Here is a 2,317-nt window from a genome sequence, read left to right on the forward strand (position 1 = left end):
GGTCCCAAGACTGCGACCGGCAACAAGGCCATTTCCCCCGGCGCGGTGACTGCCAGCAATCCGGTGGTCGTGAAGCCGGTGAGCAAGCGGATGGCCGCCGGCAACGGCGCGAAGGCCGATGCGCTCAAGCTGCATGCCGACAGGACCGCGGGCGACGGACGCATCGTTGTCAAATCGTCGCTCAACCGGGGGTCGCCCAAGCCGGTTTCGGGGCAGCGTCTTGCACGCGGAGCTGGGCAACAAAAGCCGCATCAGCAAGCGTTGGCAATGCGCATGCCCCAGCACCATGCCCCGGCAAGGGTGGCACCCCACCATCCGCCAGCGAAGATGCAGGCCAGGAAGGCGTTCAAATGCGATCCACGCGTTTCCCGCTGCAAGGCGCCGGGCTGACAAGCTCGATCGCGCCGGCACGCTGTGCGCGCCGGCGCGATTTTTCCCGTTGACAGGCTGCCTTGCCCGCCCTTAGTGTCCGCCACCATGAAAACGGCACTCATTCTCGTAGGAAAGCGCGTGGGCAAGGCGGTGTAACCGCCGGGCGAAAACCCCCCATGCGCAAGACACAGGCTCCCTCGGGGGCCTTTTTTATTGCCTTAAACACGACTAAACGACCAGCAAACGCCAAATGGCGACAGTACGGGACCAGACCGATGAGCAACGGACAGAACGAGCGGCGCGAGATGACAGGTGCCGAAATGGTGGTGCAGGCGCTGAAGGACAATGGCGTCAAGCATGTCTTCGGCTATCCCGGCGGCGCTGTCCTTCCGATCTATGACGAGATCTTCCAGCAGGACGATGTCGAGCACATACTGGTGCGCCACGAGCAGGGCGCCGGCCATGCGGCCGAAGGCTATGCGCGTTCGACCGGCAAGGCCGGCGTCATGCTGGTGACCTCCGGCCCCGGCGCCACCAATGCGGTGACGCCGCTGCAGGACGCGCTGATGGATTCGATCCCGCTGGTCTGCCTGACGGGGCAGGTGCCGACCTCGCTGATCGGCTCCGACGCTTTTCAGGAATGCGATACGGTCGGCATCACGCGCCCCTGCACCAAGCACAACTGGCTGGTGAAGGACGTCAACGAGCTCGCCGCCACCATCCACGAGGCTTTCCATGTCGCGACCACCGGCCGTCCGGGTCCGGTCGTCGTCGATATTCCGAAGGACGTGCAGTTCGCCAGGGGATTCTACGTCCCGCCGCAGATCGCGCCGCGCACCAGCTACCAGCCCAAGGTCCAGGGCGACCTGGAAAAGGTCAAGGCGGCGGTCGAGCTGATGGCCAGCGCCAAGAAGCCGATCATCTATAGCGGCGGCGGCGTCATCAATTCCGGCCCGGAAGCGAGCCATCTGCTGCGCGAACTGGTCGATCTTACCGGTTTCCCGATTACCTCGACGCTGATGGGCCTCGGTGCCTATCCGGCATCGGGCAAGAACTGGATGGGCATGCTCGGCATGCACGGCACCTATGAAGCCAACATGGCCATGCATGACTGCGACGTGATGATCTGCATCGGCGCGCGTTTCGACGACCGCATCACCGGCCGGCTGACCGCGTTCTCGCCGAATTCGAAGAAGATCCACATCGACATCGATCCATCGTCGATCAACAAGAACGTTCACACCGAGGTGCCGATCATCGGCGATGTCGGCCGGGTGCTGGAGGATATGGTGCGGCTGTGGCGCGCGAGCGCCAAGGCCGACAAGAAGGCGCTCTACCCGTGGTGGGAGCAGATCGCCAAATGGCGTGCGCGCGACTCGCTCGCCTACAAGATGAACAACGACGTGATCATGCCGCAATACGCCATCGAGCGGCTCTACGAACTGACCAAGGGCATGGACACCTACATCACCACCGAGGTCGGCCAGCACCAGATGTGGGCGGCGCAGCACTATCATTTCGAGAAGCCGAACCGCTGGATGACGTCAGGCGGGCTGGGCACGATGGGTTACGGCCTGCCGGCGGCGCTCGGCGTGCAGATCGCGCATCCCGACGCGCTGGTCATCGACATCGCCGGCGACGCCTCCGTGCAGATGACGATGCAGGAGATGAGCGCTGCCGTGCAGCACGACGCGCCGATCAAGATCTTCATCCTGAACAACCAGTATATGGGCATGGTGCGGCAGTGGCAGCAGCTGCTGCACGGCAACCGGCTGTCGCATTCCTACACCGAGGCGATGCCCGACTTCGTCAAGCTCGCCGAGGCCTATGGCGGACACGGCATTCGCTGCGAGAAGCCGGACGAACTGGACGACGCGATCAAGGAGATGATCTCGGTCAGGAAGCCGGTGCTGTTCGACTGCCGCGTGGCGACGCTCGCCAACTG

At 63.8% G+C, this 2,317-nt stretch carries 1 protein-coding gene and 1 pseudogene; both read left to right on the top strand.

The window, feature by feature from the left end; all coding sequences use genetic code 11:
* Positions 1-390, top strand: a pseudogene (locus EN939_RS30500) (DUF6600 domain-containing protein); the annotation flags it as partial.
* Between the two features lie 287 nt (positions 391-677).
* Positions 678-2,317, top strand: a 1,640-nt coding sequence (locus tag EN939_RS30505; RefSeq protein ID WP_245473216.1) for an acetolactate synthase 3 large subunit, incomplete at its 3' end; no start/stop codon positions are given.

Source organism: Mesorhizobium sp. M7A.F.Ca.CA.002.05.1.1, assembly GCF_003998335.1.
Taxonomy (GTDB): domain Bacteria; phylum Pseudomonadota; class Alphaproteobacteria; order Rhizobiales; family Rhizobiaceae; genus Mesorhizobium.